This window comes from Mesorhizobium australicum WSM2073 (assembly GCF_000230995.2).
GTDB lineage: Bacteria > Pseudomonadota > Alphaproteobacteria > Rhizobiales > Rhizobiaceae > Mesorhizobium > Mesorhizobium australicum.
In genome coordinates, this window is record NC_019973.1 from 3,275,469 (window position 1) to 3,292,663 (window position 17,195).

Consider the following 17,195-nt stretch of genomic DNA (forward strand, 5'->3'; position numbering starts at 1 on the left):
CATGGCGTCCGCGGCGGACGTCAACGAAACCTTGCCGGTTGCTGCCGGCTATGACTGGTCCGGCCTCTATGCCGGCGTTCACTTCGGTTACGTAGCCGGGAAATCCAATCTCTTCATCGGCGGCGCCGGCATTGGGGGCACCGACGTCAATGCTGCCTTCGATCCGGACGGTTTTATTGGTGGCATCCATATCGGCGTCAATCAGGAATTGGCGAACCGTTTCGTGCTCGGCGCCGAGGCTGACCTTGCCTACGGCAATGTCGATGCGGTGGGGACCTTCGCCGGTGCCGGCGCGTTGTTGTCGAGCGAACTCAAGTGGTCGGGTTCGGCCCGGCTGCGGGCCGGCTATGCGTTCGATCGGACGTTGCCTTATATCAGTGCCGGCGTGGCAGCGGCCAAGTATGAAATGAGTGTGGTCAGCAGTGGTCCCCTCGGTACAGTAACAATCCACGACGAAACCCATCTTGGCTGGACGGTTGGGGCCGGCGTCGAGCACGCTTTCACCGACAAATGGATCGCCCGCGTCGAATATCGCTATTCCGACTTTGGCAAAGAGGATCTCTCGGTGCCGATTTTTGGTCTTGGCACGGTTTCGAACATCGATCTCAAGACGCACGATTTACGCGTCGGCCTCAGCTATAAGTTCTGACACGCCGGTTCGAACAAAACCCTGGCGTCCGCGCCGGGGTTTTGCCTGCGCCGCGGCTGATGCTGAACGGCCACACCGGCCGGGCGGGGTGCGGCGGCGCGCTCCAAGACAATTCCGATGCTGTCCAGCCCAAGACGCCGCCGGCGATCAATGCAACACCGTAGCTTCGACTGACCGCCACTGACCATGTCGGTCGTGGTGCAGCATCCCGGGGACAGCAGACAAGCAATGAAAACGATTCTTCTCGCCACTGCCTTTCTTTTCGTTCCCGCCGGCATGGCGTTGGCCGCCGACCCCACCGAGACCTTGCCGGTCGCGGCCAGCTACAACTGGTCCGGCGGCTATTTCGGAGCACAGGCCGGATATGCCCGGAGCGACGCCAGGGTCGGACAGACTTTCGCGCCGGGCAGCTTCGACAATTACGGCTGGGGTTACAGCCCGTCCGGCGGTTTCGGCGGTGTGTTTGCCGGCTACAACAAGCAGTTCGACAGCGGATTGGTTGTTGGCGTCGAGGGAGACTACAGCTTTGCAAGCGTGAAAGACACGACGCTCTACCGGGCGCTCGGCGTCGACGACCCCGCCTTTGGTGGCGAGCTCGAGCTTGAGGCGGTAGGCACCGTGCGCCTCAGAGCCGGTTATGCGATCGATCGCTGGCTTCCTTTCGTCACCGGCGGCCTGGCGGTGGCAAGCTACAAACACACGACCACCAACATTCCGGGCGGTCCCTATGCCGACGTCCGAGATACCGTCGCGGGTTATACGCTGGGTGCGGGCGGCGAATACGCCGTCACCGACAATTGGGTGGTTCGGGGCGAATACAGGTTCGCCGATTTCGGCCGCCACACCTCCGTGCGCCACGCCTTCTCCAATGGCGCTCCCCTCAATCGGGATGCCATCGAACTGACGACACAGGATCTGCGGATCGGCGTGGCCTACAAATTCTGATCTCCACGGCCGGACGCTGGTCCGGAAATTCGCATTCGAGGGCTCTAATGCATCGCTTTTCAATCTTCGCCGCGTCGTCGCTGGTCGCCGCGACCTCCGCTTACGCCGCCGATACGCAGCAACCGCTGGCAGCGGAGACGGTGGTGACGCCGCATGTTTCGGGCTACGGCGAACTCTATCTCGGCGGGCTTCGCTTCGTCGGCGACGACTACACGACCCGGGCCGGCGGCGGCGCCGTGCGCGTCAACATTCCGTTTGCCGAGCGCTGGAATTTGCAGGGCGACCTGACCTACGACCGCATCTGGGGCCATTACGCCCCCCTGGATGACACGCGCGGTGCGGTCCATGGCTTCTACCGCGATTCCGACCGTTTCGCCGCCGGCATTTTCGCCGCCTACACATCTGTCGGCGAAAGCGGGGTGACCGTAAACAACTATGCGGTCGGCCCGGAAGCACAACTCTATTTCGGCAATCTGACCCTCTATGGCCAGGCCAGTGTCGGCCAGCTCACCATCAGCGACTTTCATGGCGACCAATGGGGTATACGCGCGGTGGCGCGCTACTTCGTCCGGAAGAATCTTCGCCTCGATGCGGAGCTCGACTTCAACCGAACCGACTACAACGGCACCAACGAAGACGTGGTCGGTGCCGCCGTGCAGGCCATGTACCGGTTCGACGAAACGCCATGGGCGGTGTTCGGACGCTATGAATTCGAGCGGAGGAAGTTCGAAACGTCTACGCAGGACACCAGGGCCAACAAGGTCGTCATCGGCCTGCGCGCCAGCTTCGGCAGCGATACGCTGTTCGACGAGGACCGCAACGGCGCGACCATGGACACCTATCGGGCCGCTTCGGTGATCAACACGAAGTGAGCCGGCGGCACGACTGGAAAGGCGCGGCCTGGCTTTTGCCTTCGACCTGCATGCCGAGCGGGTTATCGGACTGGTCGCACGGCCGATGCCGCCTTCGCGGCGCGTCCTGGAAAAACACGTTTTTCGCTTCGAAGGCGAGGTGACGCCGCACGGTGCGCCGACCGACCTCTTCGCTCTCGAAAGAAGGCGGGAAACAACCGGCACATCCGGTCAATGACAGGGCTGCCAGCCGCAAGCGGGCTTTCTCGCGCCGGCACCTTCGCAAGCGGCACGAGACAGTGGAGACTGGCGCCGATCAGCCTTGTTGAGCCGTGCCTTGCGTTGCCAGATTGGTGGCCGCGGTGCTAACCGGGAAATGGCTGACGGGAATCGACCTCAAAGCAATGCGCGAGGTCTTTCCCAATAACATCCCGAACAGACCATCTCTTGCCCACCGTGGAGAAACAATTTTTATGCAAAAACCAGCCAGGGCGATCCGTGTCGCCGCGCCGTTGCTTACGATTTTGGGCATGGCCACACCATTCATATTAACAATTTCTCATATATCTTCGGCGCAGGCTCAGGAGGAATATCTTCCGACCCAGAAGGACTTTGTCGGCAAATGGCAACTCAGCGGCGCGACCATCCGGCCGCCGCGCGACATGAAGGATGCGGCAACGCCGGAACAGGAAGCGGCCGCCAATGAGTTCCAGCAGACGGTGACCGCGTTTTACGGCGCGTTCGATTATCTGGAGATCACGGCGGACGGCCGCTACAATTTCCATCAGCCCGGTGACCCGGCATCAGGTTCCTGCATCTGGTGCGGAACCTGGTTCTTCAACAAGAGTTCGCTATGGCTGGAGCTGGACACGGCACCCCGGCTTGATATCTACGCCAAGGGCGGCGACATCCAGATGACCTATACCGCCGAACCCGACGAAAAATCGAAATACGCCTGGCTGGTTTTTGGCTGGACGAAGGTCGAGTAGACGCCGCGCGCCTCGACAGGTCCGAGCGGCTTTTCTCCAATCTTGTATGCTCGTATACGAGTTGAAGACCCGGGGAGTTCGCATGAGTCCATTGCCTGAAACCGTGCCGTTTTTCAGTCAGTGGGAGACGCCTGACATGACGCTGGCAGTGCTCGCCGACGGCGCGAAGCCGCGTTGCGGCGGGATCCGCTATGGCAGGGATCAGGCGCTGCCACGCTCGATGAATACACGGCCTGGGCCGCCAATGTCTGCGGCATGGCGTGTCTCAAGATGATCCTGGCGACGCGCGGCGAGATCGTGCCGACGATCGAACTGGCCAGGCGATGCACTCCATATGGCGGCTATGTCGTCAATGAAGGCTCGATCAAGGGGCTGATCTATGCGCCCTTCGTCACCTTCGTGAAGGCGGAATTCGGCCTCGATGCCGAGGTGATGACCGATGTCGCGACGGCTGACATTCCGTCGATCCTCGGCCGGTCGCGGTTCTTCATCGCTTCGGTCAGCAGTTCGATCCGCTGGCCCGAGCGCGAGCCGCCATCGAAGGGCGGACATTTGGTTCTGGTCACCGCCGCCTCGGATGAAGGGTTCCGCTTTCACAACCCATCCGGCCATACCAGTGCCACACAGGCCAACGCAGTGTTGGCGCCAGCCGCTTTCGACCGCTTCTTTGCCAATCGCGGCATTGCCGTCGCCATTTGATTTTGACAGTTGAGGGATTTCGATGACCGGAAAGATCAGGGTTGCGATCCTCTATGGCGGGCGCTCGGCCGAGCATGACGTGTCGCGGCTTTCGGCCGCCAATGTGCTGAAGGCGATCGACCGGACGCGCTACGAGGTGGTGCCGATCGCCATTTCCAGGGAGGGCAGATGGCTGCTGCAGCCGGCGTCCGAGGCCATCGGCGAAGGGGCGGGAGCTCCAGTGTCGCAGGATGGCATGGAGATAGCCCTGCTGCCCGGCGGCAAGGGCCGGCTGATCTCAGCGTCGCCTATGGGAACGCGGGCTGACCTGGCGCCGGTCGATGTCGTCTTCCCCGTGCTGCATGGGCCTTTCGGGGAGGACGGCTCGGTGCAGGGCTATGCGGAGGTTGCCGACGTCGCCTATGTCGGCAGCGGCATCCTCGCCTCGGCCGCCGCCATGGACAAGGATGTCGCCAAGCGGCTCATGCAAGGAGCCGGGCTTGCCGTCGCCCGCTCGGTCACCGTCCATCGTAACGACGTCGGGTCCTTCCAGGAGATCGCCGGGGCGCTGGGGCTGCCATTCTTCGCCAAGCCGGCGCGCCAGGGCTCGTCGTTCGGAGTGAGCAAGGTGAACGACAGGGATGGTTTCGATCAGGCCGTCGAAACGGCTTTCCGCTATGACGGCAAGGCGTTGATCGAGGAATTCGTCGAAGGCCGCGAGATCGAGTGCTCGGTGCTGCAACGGGCCGACGGCTCGCTCACGGTGTCGCTGCCCGGCGAGATCATCCCGGCCGGCAAGCACGGCTTCTACACCTATGAGGCCAAATATCTCGACGCCGACGGCGCGGTGGTCAAAGTGCCCGCCGATGTGCCGGCAGCGGTGATCGACCGGGCGAGGGAAATGGCTGGGCAAGCCTTCAAGGCGCTCGGCTGCGAGGCGATGGCGCGCGTCGATTTCTTCCTGCGCGCCGACGGCTCCCTGCTGGTCAACGAGGTCAACACGCTGCCCGGTTTCACCGACATATCGATGTACGCCAAGGCGCTGGCCGCGATCGGCATCGGCTACAGCGAGGTCATCGATATCTTGATCGAGCATGCGCTGGCGAGGCACGGCGCGCGCTGATCCGAGTCAGCGGCCGCCGCATCGGATAAACCGCCCTTTGGACGGCGTGTTTTTCCACCTCTGGCTAATGTTGCTGGCCGGCTCTATATGCCCGATCATGGGACTGGCAGGGGAGGCATGGAATGGCGGCCAATCGTCGAAACGGGATGGCGTCGCCCGCGCATGGCTTGGAGGATATTCTTTCGCCCGCCGCCCCGCACCCCCGAACGTCGTTGCCCAATGTAGCCACCATCGTCACCACGGTGGCGGCGTTGTATTTCGGGCGTGAGGTTTTCCTGCCGATAGCGATCGCGCTGTTGCTGACTTTCGCGCTCGCCCCCCTTGTGTCCGCGCTCAAACGGGCCGGTATTCCCCGGATTGCCGCCGTCATCGTCAGCGTATTGGGGGCTTTCGCCGCACTTGCCCTCTTCAGCTTCATCGTCGCCACGCAGGTCAGCGAACTGGCGCAAAACATCCCGGTCTACCAGGCCAACATCCTGACCAAGGTCCGCTCGCTCAAGGAGACTGGCGTTGGGGGAGGGATCATTGCCAGGTTGAGCAAGGTGGTCGAACGTGTCGGCCAGGAGATCGACAGGCAGGAGACGCCGCCGCCGGCCGCCGCCCCGGAAAAGCCGCGTGAACCGGTGCCGGTCGAGATCGTCTCGCGCGAAAGGCCTTTGGAGGTTCTGCAGAACATAGTCGGGCCGCTGATCAGCCCGCTCGGATCGGCCGGACTGATCATCGTCGTCGTCATCTTCATGCTGCTGGAGCGGGAGGATTTGCGCGACCGCTTCATCCGCCTTGTCGGGTATGGGGACCTTCACCGTACCACCGAGGCGCTTCAGGATGCCGGCAAGCGTGTTGGCCGGTACCTGCTGATGCAATTGGTCGTCAACATCGTGTACGCCGTACCAATCGCGGCCGGCCTGTGGATCCTGGGCATTCCGAATGCCTTGCTGTGGGGGCTGCTGGCCCTTGGCCTGCGTTTCGTTCCCTATATCGGCCCGGCGATCGGCATGCTGCTGCCGCTGTTCCTGGCGCTGGCCGTGGCGCCGGGCTGGTCGCTCGTGCTGTGGACAGCCGCCCTGTTCGTGGTGATGGAACTGATCACCGGCAATGTCGTGGAACCCTGGCTTTATGGCTCGCGAACCGGGCTGTCGTCCCTGGCCATCATCGTTGCGGCCATCTTCTGGACGTGGCTGTGGGGCCCGCTCGGGCTGGTTTTGTCAACGCCGCTCACCGTGTGCCTGGTGGTGCTGGGCAGGCACGTGCCGCAGTTTGAGTTCCTCGATGTCCTGTTTGGCAACGAGCCCGTGCTCGAACCTCATGCACGCCTCTACCAGCGTCTGCTGGCCGGTGACCCTGACGAAGCCACGGATCACGCCGAGGAGATGCTGGAAGAGAAATATCTGGTCGAGTTCTACGACAAGGTGGCCATTCCCGCCCTGCTGCTGGGCGAGCAGGACCGTGCGCGCGGTGTCATGGGCGACCAGCAAAGGCGTCAGGTGGCCGAGAGCGCCCTGGTGATGGTGGCAAACCTCGACGACAGCGCGCATGAGGAAGCAGAGGAAGAGGATGCCCCGCCGGCGGCCGAAGAGGAGCCGGATGACAAGGATCCTTCCCGCGAAGACGAGACCGAACTGCCCGACGGCACGGATCTGTCGGTGCTTTGCACAGGCGGGCGCGGTGAACTGGACGATGCCGCCGCCGCGATGCTGGCACAGGTGCTGGAAGTCCAGGGGACGACGGTGTCGAAGGCCGGCTTTGCCGATATGGAACCCGCCAACATCCGCCGTCTCGAGCTCGAAACCATCGATACCGTGGTGGTCGGCTTCCTGAACCGGGATTCCATCAAGCACGCCCGGTTTCTGGTTCGCCGGCTGAAGCGGGCGAAAGCGGCGTTGAGGGTGGGAATCGTATTCTGGTCGCAAGCCGCCAATGAGGACAAGGAAGAGGCCGAAAAGCTCGCCCGTGACATCAACGCGGATTTCGTGGCGCATGGCATGGTGGACGCAGTGGTCGGCGCGCTGTCGAACGAGCCGCCAATTGCCCTCAAGCTCGTCGCCAAACGCCGGATGCGGCGACAGCGCGCCACCTCCCGAAAGGCCTCGGCGGCCTCGACCTAGCCGTGGGTGCCGGTTGATCTCCGAGACTGGGTCGATCTCGGTCGTTCACATATTGGAAGCGACATCGCGGGAGGAGGGCGGCCTTGACTTGTGCGCCGGCCGGATCCTCGCGGCCGGGCGGGGGACGCGGGAAACGGGTTTGACTGGATTTCCAGCGGATGGCTTTTGCGCCTTGCGGCGCTGGAGCCAGCTCGACGACAGTTCGGCAAGCAGACTGCGCAGGGCCTTCACGACATCCTCCTCCGCTGGACGATGCGGTAATCTCCGAAGGCCGGACTGGTTCCATGGCGCATGGAGCCGGCGCACCTTGGCGCTTCTGGTTATTGCATCGAGCCTGATCGATGCAGACCGAGAGGGATCATCGAGCTCTCATCACGATTCTCGACGAATCCGGTTCCAGGCGGGGCCAATCCGTTGCCCAAAGCGTCGAATTCGATCGCAGCACCAACCAGTTGGGCAGCCTGCAGGACCAGATGTTCAATGTCCTCGAGGGCGACGTTCTCGGCCAGGTTCCTGGTCCTGATCCTTTCCGCCACCACCGACACGTTGATGATGCCCGCGGTCTTGAACGCTGCGCGGACGCTCGCATAGACGTCTTCACGCAGTCGCGTGGAATAATCGTATCGCATTGAAACCTCCCAAAGCGAGTTGGTTTCCTCAAGCTGGCAGGATGCGCCCCATGGCGGCGCATGGCAAGTTAAAAGTGAAAAAAGTGTGAAGAAAATCAGCTAGTTAGCATAGTTACACGAATGGGCAACCTGCGTTGGATGATCATCATTGGTACGACGCTGCATTCACCCACTGACCGCGCTTGACGCAGGATGCCGAAATTCCTAACTGTAAGTAGAATGAGACGGTTACTAACTCGCCTGATCTTTGCGCTTGGAGGCGCACATGGCTGACCTGGAACGCCCGGAACGACTGCAGATCATGTTGACCCAGGATGAACTGGCCGCACTGGAAAACTGGCGTTTCGACAAACGCATGCCCAGCCGCTCGGCGGCGGTACGCGAATTGCTGCGCCGTGGCCTTGCCTCCGATGGCTTCCTGACGGCCGAGGTGGGCGCCAAGTCGCAGGAATTCGGCGTGCTCCTGCCCAATGGCGACGGCAAGGCCCCGCCGGAACAGGCGGAGTAAAACTTTCGCGGTAAGCCTTCCATTCTCGCGCCGGCGATTGCCTTGATCCGTTTGCGCCTTATCTGATCGGGAAAGATGCAATTGCGGGTGGCGATGAACGACATCGATGGCAGCGACAGACAGGGGGCGACCGCCGACGCCCGGCTCGCGGCAATTGTCGATTCCTCCTTCGATGCCATCATCAGCAAGGACCTGAACAGCGTCATCCAAAGCTGGAACCAGGCGGCGGAACGCATGTTCGGCTACACCGCCGAGGAGGCGATCGGCCAATCCGTCCTCATGCTCATTCCCGATCACCTCAAGAGCGAGGAGACCGAGATCATCAGCAAGATTCGCAGCGGCGACCGCGTGGCGAGCTATGAGACGACGCGCAAGCGCAAGGACGGAGCGCTGATTTCGGTCTCACTGACGATTTCGCCGATCAAGAACGGCGATGGCGAAATCATCGGCGCCTCGAAAATCGCCCGCGATATCTCCGCCGCCAAGGAAAGCGAGCGCCGGATCAGGCTGCTGATGCGGGAGGTCAACCATCGGGTCAAGAACCAGTTCGCGGTCATCCTGTCGATGGTCAGGGAGACCAGCAAGCGTTCGAATGGTCCAGGCGAGTTCGAGGAATTGATCCGCGCCCGCATCATGGCACTGTCGCGGTCGCACGATCTGCTCGTCACCTCCGAGTGGGCGGGGGCGAGCCTGTTCGACCTTATCCAGGAACATCTCAAGCCCTTCGGCCTCGAGGAGCAGATCCTGCTCTCCGGCCCGGTCCTGACGCTGCAGTCGAACGCGGTGCAGAACCTCGGCATGGCCTTTCACGAACTGGGCACCAACTCATCAAAGTATGGCGCGCTGGGCAGCGAAGGCGGCCGGGTCGAGATTACCTGGACCATCGGCTCGGGAGCGCATGCTCCCGGCTCCGCTGGCGAACGGGAATTCCAGCTGACCTGGGAGGAAAACTGCGAACCGCATCCCGGCGACCGGCGCGATCAGACCACGCGCAAGGGGTTCGGCACTGTCGTGCTGCAGCGTGTGGCGCCGCAGTCGCTCGGTGGCTCCGCCATTCTGGAGCGGTCGCCCGGCCATCTCAAATGGCAGCTGAGCGCGCCGCTGGCCTCCATCATCGTGGCGCAGGCCGGCAGCGAGGCCGATGGTGTTTCGCCGGGTTTCGGCATCTAGGGCGATCCGCCGGTCTGGACGCCGCCCCTATTCCCTGTCGGGCTGCACCTGCTCGACCAGGATATGCGCCTCGCGCGCGGCCTCGACAAAGGCCTCCCTGGCGATTTCGGGGGGCAAGTCGCCGCTCATTGCCCTGCGGCAGGCGCGCAGCGCGGACTGATGTTTCAGGCTCCCGGCATCGCGCCAATGTGTCGTCAGGAGTTCGATCGCCTGTTGTGTGTTGGACAGGTTGCGGATGCCTCCGGCAACGCCTACCGAAACGACTACGGGCTTGGAGAACCATGCAGTTTGCATTGGAACCTAGACCATGTTTAGCCCGTGGAACGCGTTGGGCGGCATGAGGTTTCATCGCCGCCGATCACTGTAGCGTGAGCCTTTCGGGCATCTCCGCGCGAACCAATCCCTAGAGGATGCTGGTCGTCACTTCGACAATGATCGCGGCGCCTTCCAGTCCACCGTTGGGAACGTGCACGACGCGCGAGACCCGCAGATCCTGTGGGTTTCCGTCGACCGACAGGGACACGCTCTCGCCAATGCGCGGCACCGCCTGGAAAGTAACATTGGTGGCGTCGGGCCTGTTGTCGATGGATATGCGGCAATTGACGGTCATGGACTCTCTCCGGTGTCTGGCGGTGCCCCGGGTCGTCAACGCGGGGTCCATGAAATGGTTTCAGGAGGTCCGGTTCAAACACCTGCCGACGTCCGCGGGCGAAGTCATCAACCGCCTGGTAGGCCGGCGTCCGGCCTCTGATTCAGTCGTCGGCTCTCGGAACGAAATAGCTGGTGGTGACCGCATCGCCGCCGATTCCACGCGTGACTTGAACCGAGGCATAGCCTTCCGGGGCAATCGAGCCGGTCGCCATCCGGTCGACCCGCTTGCACCGGCCGACCATTTCGCCGCTCGGCCAGGGTGCCAATCTGATTTCAAGCGCCGCTTGGCACTCCGCCATCGATGAATAGACGACCGGGCGCGACTCCATGGGCCGACAGAGCGATGCGTTGCACGACAGCATGATCATCACCGCCGCGGTTGCCGGATCCATGAAACTCTCCTGTTGGCCGACAATGAACGTCCAACACGCCGCAAGGTTTCATGCTGACGGGAGGAAGTGACCCCAATCAGATGGTCCGATTGTCGAGAAGCTCAGGCGGGAACAGGCCAGGACCGAGATCTGACGGCGCACTCACGCCTTATCAAAGGCCCGGCGGCTTCGGTCTCCGCGCCTCTGGGCAGCCAGAATTCCGGGAACATCAAAGGCCAAACGAGGACATGGTCCAGGGGTTTTGGTACCCAAGGCGCGGCTTGGCATTCGCTGCGTCGGTCGGGGTCGATGTTGCTGTTCCGGTTGCTGTGCAGTCCAATTTTGCTGCCACCGCCGCCTTGATCGACAGACCAGCGCATGCGTTCGCGGCGGTAACGGTCGCCTTCTTTTCGTGTGCCGCAGCGACGTTTGAGCCGGCGAGGACAAGCGCCAGGCAAATGAAAACCATCTTCATTAGATCCCCCTATTTTAGCTTAAGCTAAATCAAAGTTAACGTAACGTTACCTGGCCGTCAATCGCGACGGAGGTCCAGGGAGGAAGCCACCTTCCTCCTGCCCGGATACCGGCCGGTTCCTGTCCCGGATCACGGCATCATTGATCGGAGAGGATCGGGAGCTACCCGACCTGGCTCCGGTTACATCATTGGCTTGCAGCTGCCTGGTTCCCGCTCATGGGCTCGAACCACGATTCACGCCTTCAAAGGGCGCTGTCCTACCATTAGACGAAGCGGGAAAGCCGGCACGTTATGGCGCCCAGGCAGCTTGCGGTCAATTCGGGAAATTGTTGACCGGCTCTTCGCAGCGATAGACCGGGCAGTCCCCGTCGCGGGACGGGACATAGGCCGACATCGGCACTTCAGGCCAGTCGCACTCGTTGCCGAACTGCCTGACATAGCGATCGTAAGTGTTGGGGCCAGTGGTCAGCACCACGGCGCGGTGGTTCTGGATCATGGTCCGGATCTGAGCGCAGCCCATGGAGCGGCTGTCGGGCCGGGCGTCGGCCAGACCGGTCGCCGCGAGCACGACGGCCATGGCCATCAACAGGGTCGGAACGCGAGCGGACATGATGGTTTCTCTTCGGTTTGACAGAATTGCGAACGCGGCTGGTCCGGATTCGCCGGGGAATGGCCGCATGCATTGTCGCACATAACCCCCTATCGTGTCCGTTGGTTCCGCGACGGGCCTTGCCGGGCGCGCGTTGGCGCGCCGCGCAACCAAATCGGGCGTCGCGCATTGCTGGGCATGGACGGCAGGAAACCTTACGAAACACCGCAATGGCGGCCCGGAAACGAGGGCCGCGAGGCGATGTGCTGTTCCTTCTGCGGCGGCCGCGACCATCGGTTCGAGGAATGTCCGCGAATGCCCGATCCTTTCCGGCCCGGCGAGCCCGAGGGCGAGGATATAGCGGAGGAACCAGCCGGTTGATCCGAGGTGCCCGGTGGCGGGTGGCTAACCGGCACCCGGCTTGAGCCCGCCGAAGAAATCGATCAGCGCACCTGCCGTTTGCGCGGGCGCTTCCTCCGGGAAGAAATGTCCGCCCGACATTGCGCGGCCGCGCACGTCGTCAGCCCAGTTCCGCCAGAGCGCCAACGGCCCACCTTCGCCGGCATACCATTGGGCGAGCGCGCCTTGCCCGCTCCACAAGGCCAGCACCGGGCAGGCGATGCGCCGGCCGGCGGCTTTGTCCGCCCGGTCGTGGTCGCGGTCCAGCGTTGCCGCGGCCCGATATTCCTCGCACATCGCGTGGAGGTGGGCGGGGTCGCGCAAAGCATCGACATAGGCCTGGCGGATGCCGGCTGGAAAGACATCGGGCGACGACCCCCAGCCACCCAACGCATTGTCGACGATGGCGTCGGCGGCGCCCGCCAGGATCTTTTCCGGCAAGGGTTCGGGCTGTGCCAGCAAGGACCACGGCCAGAAGCCGAGGGCCAGCCGCGCGTCGGCCCGGTCCCAGGCGTCGGCCGTGGGGACGATGTCGAGTACGGCGAGTTTTTCGATACGGTCGGGATGGTCGAGCGCCATGCGGTAGGCGACGCGCCCGCCGCGATCATGGCCGGCGACCATGAAGCTGGTAAAGCCGAGCCGGGCCATCATCGCCACCATCTCCGATGCCATGGCCCGCTTGGCATAGGGAGCATGATCGGCGCTCGAGGCCGGGCAGGCGCTGCGCCCATAGCCACGCAGGTCGGCGCAGATGACGGTGAAACGATCGGCAAGCAGCGGCGCAATATCGCGCCACATCAGATGGGTTTGCGGAAAGCCGTGCAGCAAAAGCACCGCCGGTCCGGCACCGGCGCGGCGCACGAAGATGCCGGCGTCCTCGATATCGACGTCGATAGGCTGGAAATGCTCGAACATGGCTGGCCTCCGGCACAGGCAACGGCTGGAGAACGGGATTGGTTGCGGCGCCTTCGCAAGCGCCGGCTTTTGCGCCGACCACGGCGATCCCGGAGGGAATCACGGTCCGCCGCCCCACGGGGAGGGCAACGGAAAAGCCGCCCCGGCCGCGACGGACCGGTCCCGCGCATAAGCCTCTTGCCCAATCCTTTGGGCCAACCTTTTGGGCCGGCGGGCGTTGTCCCCGTGAACGGAAGGCCGCCGTGGGGCGGCTTCAACGAAGGAGGCCGAGATGAAATCCCTCGTCATTGCGTCATGCGCCGCGATGCTGGCCCTGGCATTGCCGGCAGCGGCACAGACGGCCCAGCAGTCGCCGAACCAGCAGGCCGACAAATGCCGGGCACAAACGGATCAGGGCGGCAAGCAGCAGCCCGGCAACGGCGACCTGAGCGAGAAGCTCAATGATTGCGGTGGCGTGCTGAAACCGCCCCCCACAGGCGACCAGGGCATGGCCGCGCCGGCGCCCGATGAAGGCAAGACGCCGGTCATCAAGCCGGGCGAGGTGCCGCCCCAGCCGCCAAAGCAGTAGAGATCGTTCAGCAGCATTGTCATGACGGCGGAGGAACTTCGCGGATCAGGAAACGTTTCTGTGACAAAACCGGATCTGGAAAGGATGGAGCCGTGAGAGATGTTGCCAGTACCGCCGCGTTGCTTGCCTCTATTGCCATCGTCATCGTCCTGATGCTGACGGCGCCGAAGAGCTTCGGCTTCGAGGCCTCCCACCCGATCGTGGACGGCGATCTGCCAGTGGAATGACCGAAAGCGGTTCCGCAACAAGAAAGCAGGCGAGTTCGCCTGCTTTTCGTTTCCATGGTGCCTTGACTTACCTGACCAGAAGGCCGGCGTGATCGCAGAGCGCGGTGAAGGCTTCCTGCGCCTGTGCCGCGCCCTCATTGTTGGCCAGCGCCGACTCGATCTTTTCGCGCGCGGTCTGGTAGAAGGGGCCGCGCCTGGCTTGTGGCCAGTCGATCAGGATTTCACTGGCGTCCTGAAGCGTGGCCACCTCGCGGATCGTGTCCGAGCCATGAGGCTTGACCCGCAGCGGTGTCGACAGCATCAAACCGGCCATTTGTTTCTCCTGCTACTGGGTCCTCATTGCAGGATGCGCGCCTCGCGCGCGGCGTCGATCATCGCCCGCATCGCCTTTTCCGCCGGCGTCCAGCCGTCCAGCGCATCGCGGCAGCTGCGCAGTGCCGCGCGGTATTGACGGCCTTGTCCGGCCGGCCAGTCGCCAAGGCATTCCAGCCCCTCCCAGGCGCTGCGCACCACGCGCTCCCGCTCGGGGGCGAATTTCAGGCGGATCGGTCGGGGAAACATCTTGTCGTTCAACGGGTCGTCTCCATGATCATGCACATCGGCCGACATGCACCGAGGAAGCGCCGGATAACGTCGGCGTCAGGGGAGGGTTCCGAGCCCGGACGCAATTTTTAACCCTGATTTCAGTCGCGCGCCACGGCGTCCGACAAGGGCCTGGGCGCCGGCGGATCGACATCCTGTGCTTGCGGCCGGTCGTGCTCGAACTGCTCGGCGTCGGGCAAGGCATGCAGCCAGGTCTCGCGCCGGCCGGTCCACAATTCATATTGCGGTGCCAGATCCGTCGGTGCGACGTCGAGGCTGCCGAGCATCACCTCGGCCTCGTTGTCGTCGACCCAGGCGACGCGGCTGCCGCAGGTCGGGCAAAAGCTGCGTGTGCCGTAGCTGGCGACTTCGCCCGATGTCTCGAACGCATCGCGCGGCCAGATGGCAAAGGCCGAATAGACCGAACCACCCGCCTTGCGGCAATCCTTGCAATGGCAAAGGCCAACCCGCGACGGCTGGCCGTTGACGACGAAATGCACGCCACCGCACAGGCAACTGCCGGTCCTGCGTGTTGTGTCGGACATGGTTGCGCCCTCCGTTTCGCCAGCCTGGCTTTGCCTGCCATACGGGTGCTCCAGCCGTGGCCGGCTCCGTCAGTTTGGCATGCCGCGGGCCGGGCGGGACAGATGCTCGTCTGCCATTTCGTTGGCCAGGATGAGAAACCGGGAAAAAGACATCCTGTTCACCGTACCGCCGAGCCCGGTTGACGCGGCCCGCAGCATTCTTCAACGCCATGCCGGCGAATTGGTTGCCGCCTTGCGGCCGCTACTTCTATCCGCGGGCGGCCATGTGGTTGTCGAGCTTCTTGCGCGAGGGTCCGTAGCGCTTGATGATGGTCTGGGCCTCGCTCTGCGGAATGCCGTATTTGCGCGCGAAGGCCGCGACCTCGTAAGTTTCCTCGCTCGAGACCAGCTTGCGGTCTTGTTTGGTCTTGGATTTGTCGTCAGGCATGTCGGGCCTCACTTTCTGTAAGCCGCATGGTCGCGCGGACGCCTATATGTCGCGGTCACACATAACACGGATCGGCGATGCTGGTTCCATCGCGGAGCAATGCCAGTTCAGCCTAGGCCGATGAAGAGGTCGGGCCGGTGCTGTCGGTGTCGCTGCATTGGGCGCAGCGCGCGCTGGCGCCGGGACAGCCGCGGCGATGCGTACCGGCGGGGCAGCAAAGGCCGCTGGAACTCGTCCAGCGCGGGCATTGGAAAACCTGTCCGGTGCCGCCGCAGCCTTCGCACTCCAGAACCGGTGTCCGGACCAGATAGGACTTCGTCCCCAGCCTGACGCTTGCGCCCAAAACCCACCCACCCATATCGTGCACCAGACATAGCTGTGCATTAGCCCCGGCTAACAATATCACGATCAGGGTTACGGACAAGTTTCAGGATCATTAAGAATTTCTAAAGCTGTGCCTGCCGGTAAGCGGTCTTGCTTCTTCCTTCGAGCGGTGCGCTGCCATAGCATCGGGCGTCAAACCGGAACCGGTGAAAATTTTTGCCCGGCATGTCGGATCGGCACATGGCGGTGCGTCCTTGGGGCTGATGAAGCTGGAGAACACCATGTCGCCCCAAATCGTACAATCGCCGTGGCAGACCGCGGCCCTTCTCGTCGCCCGCCTGATCTTCGCCGCCGTCTTCCTGATGGCGGTGACCTTCAAGTTCATGGGCATGGAGGCCACGGCGGGCTATATCGCGGCCGCAGGCTTTCCGTTCCCGCTCTTCCTGGCATGGTGCGCGGCAATCCTGGAGGTGGCCCTGGTGCTGTGTTTCCTCAGCGGCGCCTTCTTCACCCAAGCCGCCCTGGTCGCCGCCGCCTATGTGCTGTTCCTTGCCTTTGCCTTCCACGGACCCAGCCACTGGGCCGGCAACCAGGCCGAGTTCGGTTTCTTCGTCGACCATTTTTCGTTCCTGGCCGGACTGCTGTTCGCGGCGGTCCACGGACCTGGAAGAATTCTGGCGCTGAACCTGGGATGGCCGGGCAGGGCGTAATGAGCATGCCGGGGGCAGGGCATGAGGAGCCCGCCAGGGGCAGGGATCTCACATCTGATCGTTGTAGGGCTCCTTCATCTGGCCGACCATGCGGGCCAGCTTCGAGAAAGACGGCATGTCGGCCTCCGGCTGGCACTGGTTGGCGAGTTCCAGCAGCCGGATCGGAAAATTGACGGCGTCGCGGTTCGACGCCGACATGCCGTCCGATCGCTCCTCGCCGGTTTCCGACGCCTCGGCCTTGCGAAGCGCGATGTCGATCTCCTCCGACGTCAGCACCCCCTTTTTGACCAGGACGTGGTTGATCGAGGCGACGGCCATCAGCAGGCCTTCGAGTTGCAGGTTGGCGACGTTCATGGATTTCTCCCTCCGTTGATCGCAGTGGAACGCATCAGCGGCGTTTCCGATCCGGCCGGCGTGCGGGAACCAGCGCGCCGATCGTGAGCGGTCAGGCGCTACTCCTGCGTCAGGCGCTCGCCATACTCGCGCCAAAGCGCCCTGACTTCCAGGCTGCCGAGGCGCGGGATCGAAGGGTCGCCGCAGTCTATGGCGACGGTGCCGATGTCGTAATTGGGGTAAGCGTTGGCGACGAAGCGGATCGCTTCGCCAAGCGAGTGCACCCGGATGACCGGATCGGCCTGGCCCTGGCCGGTGCTGCGCACACCGGAAACCGTGGCCGGAGCGTGCCGCATCCTGAAGACGGATGCCATGGCTGGTCTGTCCATCGTCCTCTCCCACAAGGCCGTGCGACGGGAATCATTCCATGAG

The 17,195-nt window shown here is 63.3% G+C and carries 24 protein-coding genes, 1 tRNA gene and 1 pseudogene; 12 read left to right on the forward strand and 14 right to left on the reverse strand.

The annotated features are described in order from the left end of the window. Position 1 precedes the first annotated feature (1 nt). The 7 genes and pseudogenes from MESAU_RS15700 to MESAU_RS15730 all read left to right on the forward strand — a co-directional run bounded on the left by MESAU_RS15700 (position 2) and on the right by MESAU_RS15730 (position 7,340). Entirely contained in the window at positions 2 to 649 is a 648-nt protein-coding gene (locus tag MESAU_RS15700; protein ID WP_157163655.1) for an outer membrane protein, read from the forward strand. Between the two features lie 228 nt (positions 650 to 877). After that, entirely contained in the window at positions 878 to 1,594 is a 717-nt protein-coding gene (locus MESAU_RS15705) for an outer membrane protein (protein ID WP_015317020.1), read from the forward strand. 47 nt (positions 1,595 to 1,641) lie between these two features. Further along, positions 1,642 to 2,466: an outer membrane beta-barrel protein gene (locus MESAU_RS15710; protein ID WP_015317021.1), complete on the forward strand. Its 825-nt coding sequence runs from the start codon at positions 1,642 to 1,644 to the stop codon at positions 2,464 to 2,466. A gap of 509 nt (positions 2,467 to 2,975) precedes the next feature. Then, positions 2,976 to 3,434, forward strand: a complete 459-nt coding sequence (locus tag MESAU_RS15715) for a hypothetical protein (RefSeq protein ID WP_224642243.1) — start codon at positions 2,976 to 2,978, stop codon at positions 3,432 to 3,434. Between the two features lie 82 nt (positions 3,435 to 3,516). After that, a pseudogene (locus MESAU_RS15720) lies at positions 3,517 to 4,133 on the forward strand (C39 family peptidase). 22 nt (positions 4,134 to 4,155) lie between these two features. Continuing rightward, entirely contained in the window at positions 4,156 to 5,235 is a 1,080-nt protein-coding gene (locus MESAU_RS15725; protein ID WP_015317023.1) for a D-alanine--D-alanine ligase family protein, read from the forward strand. 122 nt (positions 5,236 to 5,357) lie between these two features. Then, positions 5,358 to 7,340 (forward strand): AI-2E family transporter, encoded by a 1,983-nt coding sequence (locus MESAU_RS15730; protein WP_015317024.1) that lies wholly within the window; start codon positions 5,358 to 5,360, stop codon positions 7,338 to 7,340. Positions 7,341 to 7,660: 320 nt separating this feature from the next. Here the strand turns inward: MESAU_RS15730 and MESAU_RS15735 are convergent, their stop codons facing one another. Then, on the reverse strand, positions 7,661 to 7,969 hold the full coding sequence (locus tag MESAU_RS15735; protein WP_015317025.1) for a hypothetical protein: 309 nt from the start codon (positions 7,967 to 7,969) through the stop codon (positions 7,661 to 7,663). A 265-nt stretch (positions 7,970 to 8,234) separates the two neighbouring features. On the opposite strand from MESAU_RS15735, the gene MESAU_RS15740 reads away from it, so the two are divergent. Both MESAU_RS15740 and MESAU_RS15745 read left to right on the forward strand, forming a co-directional pair. Beyond that, positions 8,235 to 8,477, forward strand: a complete 243-nt coding sequence (locus MESAU_RS15740) for a hypothetical protein (protein WP_015317026.1) — start codon at positions 8,235 to 8,237, stop codon at positions 8,475 to 8,477. A 93-nt stretch (positions 8,478 to 8,570) separates the two neighbouring features. After that, on the forward strand, positions 8,571 to 9,647 hold the full coding sequence (locus tag MESAU_RS15745; protein WP_041163410.1) for a sensor histidine kinase: 1,077 nt from the start codon (positions 8,571 to 8,573) through the stop codon (positions 9,645 to 9,647). Between the two features lie 27 nt (positions 9,648 to 9,674). Here MESAU_RS15745 and MESAU_RS15750 read toward each other — a convergent pair whose 3' ends face one another. The 7 genes from MESAU_RS15750 to MESAU_RS15785 form a co-directional block, all read right to left on the reverse strand. Beyond that, a complete protein-coding gene (locus tag MESAU_RS15750; protein ID WP_015317028.1) occupies positions 9,675 to 9,941 on the reverse strand; it encodes a DUF982 domain-containing protein in 267 nt (88 codons plus the stop codon). 109 nt (positions 9,942 to 10,050) lie between these two features. Beyond that, a complete protein-coding gene (locus MESAU_RS15755) occupies positions 10,051 to 10,257 on the reverse strand; it encodes a hypothetical protein (protein WP_015317029.1) in 207 nt (68 codons plus the stop codon). Positions 10,258 to 10,399: 142 nt separating this feature from the next. Continuing rightward, a complete protein-coding gene (locus tag MESAU_RS15760; RefSeq protein WP_015317030.1) occupies positions 10,400 to 10,690 on the reverse strand; it encodes a hypothetical protein in 291 nt (96 codons plus the stop codon). 208 nt (positions 10,691 to 10,898) lie between these two features. Continuing rightward, entirely contained in the window at positions 10,899 to 11,144 is a 246-nt protein-coding gene (locus MESAU_RS31240) for a hypothetical protein (protein ID WP_015317031.1), read from the reverse strand. A 204-nt stretch (positions 11,145 to 11,348) separates the two neighbouring features. After that, positions 11,349 to 11,422: transfer RNA gene (locus MESAU_RS15770), tRNA-Gln, on the reverse strand. A 35-nt stretch (positions 11,423 to 11,457) separates the two neighbouring features. Then, a complete protein-coding gene (locus tag MESAU_RS15775; protein WP_015317032.1) occupies positions 11,458 to 11,754 on the reverse strand; it encodes a hypothetical protein in 297 nt (98 codons plus the stop codon). Positions 11,755 to 12,138: 384 nt separating this feature from the next. Beyond that, a complete protein-coding gene (locus tag MESAU_RS15785; RefSeq protein ID WP_015317033.1) occupies positions 12,139 to 13,047 on the reverse strand; it encodes an alpha/beta fold hydrolase in 909 nt (302 codons plus the stop codon). Positions 13,048 to 13,318: 271 nt separating this feature from the next. Between MESAU_RS15785 and MESAU_RS15790 the strand changes: the two genes are divergently transcribed. Together MESAU_RS15790 and MESAU_RS32235 are read left to right on the forward strand one after the other, a co-directional pair. After that, positions 13,319 to 13,615 carry a hypothetical protein gene (locus MESAU_RS15790; RefSeq protein WP_015317034.1) on the forward strand — a complete coding sequence of 99 codons (297 nt, stop codon included), beginning with the start codon at positions 13,319 to 13,321 and terminating at the stop codon, positions 13,613 to 13,615. A 92-nt stretch (positions 13,616 to 13,707) separates the two neighbouring features. Next, complete coding sequence (locus tag MESAU_RS32235; RefSeq protein WP_015317035.1) at positions 13,708 to 13,842, forward strand: hypothetical protein; 135 nt, start codon at positions 13,708 to 13,710, stop codon at positions 13,840 to 13,842. A gap of 67 nt (positions 13,843 to 13,909) precedes the next feature. On the opposite strand, the gene MESAU_RS15795 is transcribed toward MESAU_RS32235, so the two are convergent. The 4 genes from MESAU_RS15795 to MESAU_RS15810 form a co-directional block, all read right to left on the reverse strand. Next, positions 13,910 to 14,155, reverse strand: a complete 246-nt coding sequence (locus MESAU_RS15795; RefSeq protein WP_015317036.1) for a DUF982 domain-containing protein — start codon at positions 14,153 to 14,155, stop codon at positions 13,910 to 13,912. Positions 14,156 to 14,178: 23 nt separating this feature from the next. Then, the gene (locus MESAU_RS15800) at positions 14,179 to 14,451 is read right to left on the reverse strand and encodes a DUF982 domain-containing protein (protein WP_245262876.1); all 273 of its coding nucleotides are present in this window, start codon (positions 14,449 to 14,451) and stop codon (positions 14,179 to 14,181) included. A gap of 74 nt (positions 14,452 to 14,525) precedes the next feature. After that, positions 14,526 to 14,969 carry a GFA family protein gene (locus MESAU_RS15805; RefSeq protein ID WP_015317038.1) on the reverse strand — a complete coding sequence of 148 codons (444 nt, stop codon included), beginning with the start codon at positions 14,967 to 14,969 and terminating at the stop codon, positions 14,526 to 14,528. 247 nt (positions 14,970 to 15,216) lie between these two features. After that, entirely contained in the window at positions 15,217 to 15,396 is a 180-nt protein-coding gene (locus MESAU_RS15810) for a DUF3606 domain-containing protein (protein ID WP_015317039.1), read from the reverse strand. Positions 15,397 to 16,001: 605 nt separating this feature from the next. On the opposite strand from MESAU_RS15810, the gene MESAU_RS15815 reads away from it, so the two are divergent. After that, a complete protein-coding gene (locus MESAU_RS15815; protein ID WP_015317040.1) occupies positions 16,002 to 16,430 on the forward strand; it encodes a DoxX family protein in 429 nt (142 codons plus the stop codon). A gap of 48 nt (positions 16,431 to 16,478) precedes the next feature. Here MESAU_RS15815 and MESAU_RS15820 read toward each other — a convergent pair whose 3' ends face one another. Beyond that, positions 16,479 to 16,784 carry a hypothetical protein gene (locus tag MESAU_RS15820; protein WP_015317041.1) on the reverse strand — a complete coding sequence of 102 codons (306 nt, stop codon included), beginning with the start codon at positions 16,782 to 16,784 and terminating at the stop codon, positions 16,479 to 16,481. A gap of 98 nt (positions 16,785 to 16,882) precedes the next feature. Next, positions 16,883 to 17,152 (reverse strand): hypothetical protein, encoded by a 270-nt coding sequence (locus MESAU_RS15825; RefSeq protein WP_015317042.1) that lies wholly within the window; start codon positions 17,150 to 17,152, stop codon positions 16,883 to 16,885. Positions 17,153 to 17,195 lie beyond the last annotated feature (43 nt).

Coding starts and splice junctions, on each gene's coding strand:
- MESAU_RS15705 (WP_015317020.1), top strand. CDS start 878: ATGAAAACGATTCTTCTCGCCACTGCCTTTCTTTTCGTTCCCGCCGGC.
- MESAU_RS15745 (WP_041163410.1), top strand. CDS start 8,571: ATGAACGACATCGATGGCAGCGACAGACAGGGGGCGACCGCCGACGCC.
- MESAU_RS15785 (WP_015317033.1), bottom strand. CDS start 13,047: ATGTTCGAGCATTTCCAGCCTATCGACGTCGATATCGAGGACGCCGGC.
- MESAU_RS31240 (WP_015317031.1), bottom strand. CDS start 11,144: ATGAAGATGGTTTTCATTTGCCTGGCGCTTGTCCTCGCCGGCTCAAAC.
- MESAU_RS15775 (WP_015317032.1), bottom strand. CDS start 11,754: ATGTCCGCTCGCGTTCCGACCCTGTTGATGGCCATGGCCGTCGTGCTC.
- MESAU_RS15795 (WP_015317036.1), bottom strand. CDS start 14,155: ATGGCCGGTTTGATGCTGTCGACACCGCTGCGGGTCAAGCCTCATGGC.
- MESAU_RS15815 (WP_015317040.1), top strand. CDS start 16,002: ATGTCGCCCCAAATCGTACAATCGCCGTGGCAGACCGCGGCCCTTCTC.
- MESAU_RS15725 (WP_015317023.1), top strand. CDS start 4,156: ATGACCGGAAAGATCAGGGTTGCGATCCTCTATGGCGGGCGCTCGGCC.
- MESAU_RS15740 (WP_015317026.1), top strand. CDS start 8,235: ATGGCTGACCTGGAACGCCCGGAACGACTGCAGATCATGTTGACCCAG.
- MESAU_RS15700 (WP_157163655.1), top strand. CDS start 2: ATGGCGTCCGCGGCGGACGTCAACGAAACCTTGCCGGTTGCTGCCGGC.
- MESAU_RS15800 (WP_245262876.1), bottom strand. CDS start 14,451: ATGTCGGCCGATGTGCATGATCATGGAGACGACCCGTTGAACGACAAG.
- MESAU_RS15710 (WP_015317021.1), top strand. CDS start 1,642: ATGCATCGCTTTTCAATCTTCGCCGCGTCGTCGCTGGTCGCCGCGACC.
- MESAU_RS15820 (WP_015317041.1), bottom strand. CDS start 16,784: ATGAACGTCGCCAACCTGCAACTCGAAGGCCTGCTGATGGCCGTCGCC.
- MESAU_RS15760 (WP_015317030.1), bottom strand. CDS start 10,690: ATGGATCCGGCAACCGCGGCGGTGATGATCATGCTGTCGTGCAACGCA.
- MESAU_RS15750 (WP_015317028.1), bottom strand. CDS start 9,941: ATGCAAACTGCATGGTTCTCCAAGCCCGTAGTCGTTTCGGTAGGCGTT.
- MESAU_RS15790 (WP_015317034.1), top strand. CDS start 13,319: ATGAAATCCCTCGTCATTGCGTCATGCGCCGCGATGCTGGCCCTGGCA.
- MESAU_RS15735 (WP_015317025.1), bottom strand. CDS start 7,969: ATGCGATACGATTATTCCACGCGACTGCGTGAAGACGTCTATGCGAGC.
- MESAU_RS15825 (WP_015317042.1), bottom strand. CDS start 17,152: ATGGACAGACCAGCCATGGCATCCGTCTTCAGGATGCGGCACGCTCCG.
- MESAU_RS15810 (WP_015317039.1), bottom strand. CDS start 15,396: ATGCCTGACGACAAATCCAAGACCAAACAAGACCGCAAGCTGGTCTCG.
- MESAU_RS15715 (WP_224642243.1), top strand. CDS start 2,976: ATGGCCACACCATTCATATTAACAATTTCTCATATATCTTCGGCGCAG.
- MESAU_RS15730 (WP_015317024.1), top strand. CDS start 5,358: ATGGCGGCCAATCGTCGAAACGGGATGGCGTCGCCCGCGCATGGCTTG.
- MESAU_RS15755 (WP_015317029.1), bottom strand. CDS start 10,257: ATGACCGTCAATTGCCGCATATCCATCGACAACAGGCCCGACGCCACC.
- MESAU_RS15805 (WP_015317038.1), bottom strand. CDS start 14,969: ATGTCCGACACAACACGCAGGACCGGCAGTTGCCTGTGCGGTGGCGTG.